Origin of the sequence: Steroidobacter sp. (assembly GCF_016790065.1) — a bacterium.
Classification (GTDB): Bacteria; Pseudomonadota; Gammaproteobacteria; order Steroidobacterales; family Steroidobacteraceae; genus Steroidobacter.
In genome coordinates, this window is sequence record NZ_JAEUPY010000596.1 from 1 (window position 1) to 6,797 (window position 6,797).

7 protein-coding genes and 1 riboswitch are annotated in these 6,797 nt (G+C 61.4%); of the genes, 4 read left to right on the forward strand and 3 right to left on the reverse strand.

Going from position 1 to position 6,797, the window contains the following annotated elements:
- On the forward strand, nucleotides 1–517 hold a 517-nt coding region (locus JNL55_RS24580; protein WP_293860482.1), incomplete at its 5' end, for an EAL domain-containing protein.
- A gap of 25 nt (nucleotides 518–542) precedes the next feature.
- On the opposite strand, the gene JNL55_RS24585 is transcribed toward JNL55_RS24580, so the two are convergent.
- The gene (locus tag JNL55_RS24585) at nucleotides 543–854 is read right to left on the reverse strand and encodes an HPF/RaiA family ribosome-associated protein (RefSeq protein ID WP_293860485.1); all 312 of its coding nucleotides are present in this window, start codon (nucleotides 852–854) and stop codon (nucleotides 543–545) included.
- 302 nt (nucleotides 855–1,156) lie between these two features.
- On the opposite strand from JNL55_RS24585, the gene sulP reads away from it, so the two are divergent.
- Together sulP and JNL55_RS24595 are read left to right on the forward strand one after the other, a co-directional pair.
- Complete coding sequence (gene sulP, locus JNL55_RS24590; RefSeq protein ID WP_293860488.1) at nucleotides 1,157–3,310, forward strand: sulfate permease; 2,154 nt, start codon at nucleotides 1,157–1,159, stop codon at nucleotides 3,308–3,310.
- 4 nt (nucleotides 3,311–3,314) lie between these two features.
- A complete protein-coding gene (locus JNL55_RS24595) occupies nucleotides 3,315–3,707 on the forward strand; it encodes a YchJ family protein (RefSeq protein WP_293860491.1) in 393 nt (130 codons plus the stop codon).
- On the opposite strand, the gene JNL55_RS24600 is transcribed toward JNL55_RS24595, so the two are convergent.
- Nucleotides 3,708–4,295, reverse strand: coding sequence for a TMEM165/GDT1 family protein (locus tag JNL55_RS24600; protein WP_293860494.1), 588 nt, complete (start codon nucleotides 4,293–4,295; stop codon nucleotides 3,708–3,710).
- A 17-nt stretch (nucleotides 4,296–4,312) separates the two neighbouring features.
- A riboswitch (yybP-ykoY riboswitch) is annotated at nucleotides 4,313–4,480 on the reverse strand.
- Between the two features lie 93 nt (nucleotides 4,481–4,573).
- Nucleotides 4,574–6,259, reverse strand: a complete 1,686-nt coding sequence (locus JNL55_RS24605; RefSeq protein WP_293860497.1) for an MFS transporter — start codon at nucleotides 6,257–6,259, stop codon at nucleotides 4,574–4,576.
- Nucleotides 6,260–6,586: 327 nt separating this feature from the next.
- Here JNL55_RS24605 and JNL55_RS24610 point away from each other — a divergent pair.
- Nucleotides 6,587–6,797 (forward strand): hypothetical protein (locus JNL55_RS24610; protein ID WP_293860499.1); only part of this gene is annotated, 211 nt, incomplete at its 3' end.

Below are 6,797 nucleotides of genomic sequence, written 5' to 3' on the forward strand. Positions count from 1 at the left end.
CAAAGAGCTTTTGCACGGCGATCCCGCGCGCGTTCTGGAAGCGGAAGCGGCGGCGGCCAATGTGCCGACGTCGTTGATCGAGGTGGAGTTGACCGAGTCGCTGCTGATCAAGGACTCGGCAACGGTGCAGGGCGCACTGGCGCGTATTCGACAGCTTGGTTGCCGAATCGCGTTGGACGATTTTGGTACCGGCTATTCGTCGTTGTCCTATATCACTCGGTTCCCGCCGGACCGAATCAAGATCGATAAAGCATTCGTCACCAACGTGGATCGCTCGCCGAGCGATGCGGCCGTGGCGAACGCGATTCTGTCGCTGGCCGAAAGTTTGAAGCTGATCGTGACCGCCGAGGGCGTCGAGCGTCCCGGCCAATTGGAATGGTTGCGGTCGCGCGGTTGTCAGGAAGTACAAGGCTTCCTGCTGTCCAAACCGCTGTCGGCTGCGGATTTGGAAGCACGCTTCCTGGCCCCGGCCGCGCCGGAGCAAGGTGAGTTGTCTCAGGCGCCGTTCAGCGCCTGAGACAGTGCCGATCAGTGACGGGCGATCAGTGGGTTTCGAGCTTACCGATGGCGTGACTTAGTGCGTGATCGAGCCGCTCCAGCGCGCCGTCGATGGCGAGTTGCAGGGTCTCGGCGTGGTGAGTGACTGCGATGGGTTGCAGATTCGACATCCTGGCTTCCAGCATACAGCGCTTGTCTGGGCCACCCTTGCCTCCGTTCAAATCGCCGAGGTGCATTTCTACTCGGGTGATTCTTTCGGCGAACTTCGCCAGCGAGTCTTGCACTGCTTGGGAGAGCCGTTCGGCGGTGTCGCCGGTGAGACGGGTACGGTTGTCGTGATTCACTTGTATCTGCATGCGAGCTTCCTTCGGGGCCTGAACTTGGCCTATTGAAACTACTCGGGCGGCCGCACCTGGGTTCCCGTCAGGGAAAGTTCCACAGCGGTGGCCCTCCCGAACGACCATAGGGTCGCTGTGGCCATTACGCAAGGCACTAGCTTCACGATCAATAAGGCGAATCCGCAAATTCGCGGTGCCAAGCACGCGCCACTCGACCCCGCCGTTGGGATCTCGCAACGCCTGGGTCGATTTCGTCGCAAGGTCGCCACGGGTGCTCGGTGCGGCGTATCATGCTTGGAGCGATAAGAACGAGAATGGGTGTGAACAAGGTCACCGTGCGAGGCGTCGACGGCTCTCACCGCGACTATGGCTTATCCGGCGGCCCCATCGTCATCGGGCGCGACCCGGCCAGCGGCATTCATTTGAAAGACTCCCAGGTCAGCTGGCGCCACGCCGTGCTGATCGGCGACGCCAACGGCTGCGTCATCGAAGACCTGGGCAGCTCCAACGGCACCTTCGTCAGCTCGGTTCGGATCCAGCGCCATGTGTTGCAGCCGGGCGAGCGCATCAAGATCGGCCCGTACGAGCTGGTGATGCATGCCGCGCACGCGCCATCGCCCAACTCGGCCAGCGAACAAACCCTGTTCGCGGCTGCCGATCACTATGTGCGTCATCATGCCGGCGAGACCGGCACGAGCATGCAGCGTGCTGTCGTCAATGCCGGCGTGGCGGTCAAAGACGCCGTCGATGTACGCGACTGGCGCGGGTTGTTGAAACGCTGGGTGCCCATTTCCCAGGGCACGGCGTTGTATGGAAAGTTCGAGCTGCGCACCGAAGTCATGGCGGGACTGACGGTCGCTGCGTTGTTGGTGCCACAAGGCATTGCATACGCGCTGCTGGCGGGATTGCCGCCAGTCATGGGTCTGTACGCGTCGATGCTGCCGATGATTCTGTACGCGCTCACCGGCAGCGGCAGACAAAACTCAGTCGGCCCGGTGACCGTGGACTCGCTGATGTTGGTGCTGGGGCTGAGCACGATTGCCACTGCCGGCACCGCGACCTACATCGCTCTGGCAATTCTATTGACCGCGGTCATCGGTGTGTCGCAGTTGGCGATGGGCGCGCTGCGCTTGGGATTTCTGGTCAACTTCTTGTCGTATCCGGTGCTCGCCGGATTCACCTCGGCCATCGCCATCATCACGGCGCTGGGTCAGTTACATCATTTGTTAGGTATCCCGCAGCAGCAGTTTCCGTTTTTGTATGAAGCGCTGTTCGACGTGGCCTCGCGTGCCGGCGAGGCCAATCTGGCGACGTTGGCGATCGGGGCCAGTTGCATCCTGCTGTTGTTGGGCTTCACCAAACTGTCGCCTAAAGCGCCGGGACCATTGACCATGGTGGTCATGTGCACGTTGCTGTCGTTTATCTTCGGCCTCGGCGAGCACGGAGTGAAGGTGCTCGGTGAGGTGCCGCGCGGTTTGCCTCATCTAGCTGTTCCAGAATTCGACTGGGCACAAATCAAGCAACTGCTGCCGTTGGCGCTGACCATGGCGCTGGTGGGCTTCTCGCAGACCGTGTCGGTCGGCAAGTCGCTCGGCAACAAATACGGTTACGACATCGATGCGAATCGCGAGCTGGCGGCGCTCGGGTTGGCGAATGTGAGTTCGAGTGTGTCGCAAGGCTATGTCGTGTCCGGCAGCCTCGGTCGATCTGCGCTCAATGCGACAGCGGGGGCGAGGACGCCGTTAGCGGCGATCGTCACCGCATTCTGCGTGTTGTTGACGGCGCTGTTCTTCACGCCGCTGTTTCGATATCTGCCGGACGTGACATTGGCTGCGATTCTGGTCGTGTCCTCGTTGCGGCTGATCGACATGCGCGAGATTCGCTATCTGTTCAACGTGAAGATCACCGAAGGCTTGCTGCTGGTGTTCACGTTCCTCGCCACACTGATCTTCGGCATCATGCCGGGCTTGCTGGCGGGCATCGTCGCTTCCATTCTGCTGTTCATTACTTTGAATACGCGACCATACACGGCCATTCTGGGGCGGCTGCCCAATACCAATATTTTCCGCAACGTCGAGCATTTCCCCGAAGCGGAGACTATTCCTGGACTGGTGATCCTGCGCATCGACGCGTCGCTGTATTTCGCCAACGTGGTGTTCCTGAAAGAGCGTATCCACGAAATCTGCGACCGCTACGAAGGTCAGTTGCATGCACTGATCCTCGATGCCAGCGCCGTGAACGATTTGGATTCCTCGGCGGACACGGCCTTGCATCAGCTGTCTGAGGAGTTCAAGCGCAAGGGCATCGAGTTCTACATCGCCGGGGTCAAGGCGCCGGTGCGTAAAGTCATGCAGCGCTCCGGGTTGTACGAGCGGCTGGGCGGCGATCATTTCTTTTTCACCATCGATGCCGCCGTGCGCCGCTACTTGGACAAGACCGGCAATTCGGCGACGCGCCACCACCATCCGGATTGAAGCATTGAAGAAGTCATCTACTGAAGCGGTGTGCCCGTGCGGCTCGGCGTTGGTTTACGAGCGCTGCTGTGGACGCTGGCACGACGGCCAGCCGGCGCCTGATGCCGAATCTTTGATGCGATCCAGATACTCGGCATTCGTCATGCGTAACGAACCGTATCTGCTGGCGACGTGGCATGTCGGTCAGCGGCCGGCCTCGATTCCATTCGACGCCAATCAGAAATGGCTCGGGCTCAAGATCGTCGAATCCAAGAGCACCGGCGCAGACACTGCGGAAGTCGAGTTCATCGCGCGCTTTCGTATCGGCGGTGGCTCGGCGGCGCGGCTGCATGAACGCAGCCGCTTCGTCAAAGCAGACGGTCGATGGTTCTACGTGGACGGTGACCTGCGCGGCTGATTACAAGCCGGCCAGGCCCAGCCCGAAGTCGACCTTCAACAGGATCAGCGCGCCGAAAATCGCGAACAGCGCTGCGGCGACGAATCGCATCTTGCTCAACGGGAAGCGCTTCGCGAGGCTTTCGCCGAGCAACACCGCCGGAACGTTGGCGACCATCATGCCGAGCGTGGTGCCGGCGGCCACTGCCATCAAGCTCGCATACTTGGCGCCGAGCGCGACTGTCGCGAGTTGAGTCTTGTCGCCCATCTCGGCCAGAAAAAACATCACCAGCGTGGTGAGGAATGCGCCGTGCCGGCTGACTTTCTGGTCGGACTCATCGAGCGTGTCCGGGATCAAGGCCCAGGCTGCGAACGCCAGGAAGGCGACGCCCAGGATCCAGCGCAAGACATCGGGATTCACGGCGCTCGCGACCCAGTCGCCGGCCATGGCGGCTAGCGCGTGATTGACCAGGGTGGCGATGAAAATCGCCGCAATGATGGTGCCGGCTTTGCCCCGGAAACGGGCCGCGAGCACAAAGGACAACAGCTGGGTTTTATCGCCCATCTCGGCGATCGCAACCATGCCGAGCGAGGTGAACAAGGCTTCCACGAAAAACTCCGGGGGCCAGCGGCGCAAATACCAATGACTCTGCGCTCCACTGCCAGCCCCGGTTGTGGTCGCAAAGTCAAAGGTCTCGCCAAGCGATTTGCTGCCGACGCCATGGTCTGAGGACCAAGTGTGTTGACGACGGCTCCTTACGTTGCGTAAGGCGGCTACTCCCCAGTGACCGGCGCAAGATAGCGGGTCGGGCGGCGACATACAAGCATTCCGGGCTTGGGGGTAGCCGCTGTTGTGAGCTGGGTCCGGCTTTTATCAGCCGTCTGCGATCAGGAGGAGCGCGACGGGTCGGTGAGCGGCTCCGCCAGATCGTGCGGTGTCGAGATGTGTCCGGCCGGCAGCGCGGCGGTTTGGCGCTCGATCAGGCGTCGAACCACGGGCAGGCCGGGGCCTTGATGCAGTTCGCGCAGACGCTGAGGAATATTGGCGTCGTCCTGAGTCATGCGGTTGTTGTGACGGATGTACTCGAGCCAGGTCGGGGTCGTGTAGCGTTCCATCCAGACGTCCGGCTCGTTGAGGTCGCGCAATAACATCCAGTTCATGGCGCCGTCGCGTTTCCGGATGCGTCGCCGTTCGGCCATCGTCGCCAGGAATTCGAGCACGTCCTCATCTCGAATTCGATATTCGATGGTGACCACGACCGGACCGGTGCGCGGCTCGACCGCGACTGAGGTGGCTGGTTCTTGCCAGCGGCGCAGCGGATCGAGATTTAGATCCGTGGTTTCCGCCAGCGGCAAGCGATAGCCCATGGCCGTGCAAATCAACATCACCAATGCCGCTGCCAGTAGCGCGAGCCTCACGCCGTCGCTGGCAGAGATGATGCCCCAAAGCCAACTGCCCGCGGCCATGCCGCCGAACGTGGTGACTTGATAGATCGACAGCGCGCGAGCCACGACCCAACGCGGCGTCGAGAGTTGCACTGAAACGTTGAGGGTCGATAGCGTCAGTACCCAGGCCGCGCCGGCAATCAACATCATCAATAGAGTGAGCCAGAGCTGGTGGCTGAGTCCGGAGATGGCCGCCGCTATGGCGAATGCCAGACAAGCGACTTTCGCCAGACCTTCGGAAGCCAGTCGTTGACGGAGGCGAGCGCTACTGAGTGCTCCGCCCACTGCGCCGACACCGAATGCGCCGAGCAGCACGCCGTAAGTCAGAGGTCCGCCAGCCAGCAGGTCTTTTGCCACCAACGGCAGCAAGGCCATCACCGAGCTGGCGCCGATGCCGAAGACCGTGCCTCGAGCCAGCACTCGACGAATCGCAGGAGACATCGAGACGTAACGAATGCCGGCTGCAACGGCAATGCCTAAGGTTTCTCTCGGTAACAGTTGTGGCGGGCGAACCGGGCGCCAGCGTTGCAGCACCACGATCAGCGAGATGTAACTTGCCGCGTTCACCGCAAACGCCGCGGCCGCTCCCGCTGCGGCCACAATCGCGCCGCCTATTGCTGGGCCGACGCTGCGTGCGATGTTGAAGCCCATGCTGTTGATGGCAACAGCGCCGGGTAGATGGGCTCGGGGCACCATGTCGCCCACCGACGCTTGCCAGGCTGGTCCGTTAAACGCTGCGCCACAGCCGATCAAGAACGTGAACACCAACAGCAGCCAGGGTGTGATGAGGCCGAAATAGGCGCAGACAGTCAGCGCAGTCGACACGATCAGCATATAGATCTGCGCGCCCAGCATGACCTTGCGGCGGTCTAGGTTGTCGGCCATCGCGCCGGCGAACAATGACAACAACACGATGGGCAAGGCCACCGAGGTTTGCACCAGCGCCACCATGTGCGCCGAATCCGCGATCGACGTCATCATCCATGACGCGCCTACGGTCTGAATCAGACCGCCCAGGTTGGACAGCACGCTGGCAAACCAGATCGAGCGGAATACCGGGAAATGAAATGGCGCCAGCGCCGAAACCGGGGGTGGATCGTCGGCGGGGGCAGTGGTGGCTTGAAGCATCGGGGCCAATTGTACCGCGCTCGGCTTAGACGTCCTCGTTATGTGTTGATTCGTTGTGACCGGTACCCGACGCCTGGTGCCGGTGCCTCGGGCCTGCGAATCCCGACTCGATGTGTAAAAAACACGCGCACTGTGGGCCAGTGCCATGAATGGCTGGTGACCGACGGGTAACTGCTTCACGACTGAGCCAGTGACCGGGCGTTCCTAGAATTCCGCCGCCAATTCAACAGCGCTGCTCGCTCTCGACACGGATCCAAGTCTGCTCATTGAACGACACAGCGGAGCGTGCGCCGCGCTGTTGTGTCGTTCTCAGCCGTGGATCCTTAAATGCACACCAATAGTTTCGCGCTCGGTTCTGCCAAAAAAGTTCTGCCTGGATTGATCGGTGCACTGTTGTGCACGGAGGCTTCAGCTCAGCAGCAAGAGCTCGAAGAAGTGGTCATCGTCGGTAGCCGGCGCGAGACCACGGTGCTCGAAAGCCCCAACGTGGTCGACCTGGTGACCGAGCAAGAACTCAGCCAGAGCGGTGGCGTGGTGC

Bases quoted from the DNA above. Each gene is read 5' to 3' on its own strand.
- JNL55_RS24585 (WP_293860485.1), bottom strand. From the start codon at position 854: ATGCAGATACAAGTGAATCACGACAACCGTACCCGTCTCACCGGCGAC.
- JNL55_RS24605 (WP_293860497.1), bottom strand. From the start codon at position 6,259: ATGCTTCAAGCCACCACTGCCCCCGCCGACGATCCACCCCCGGTTTCG.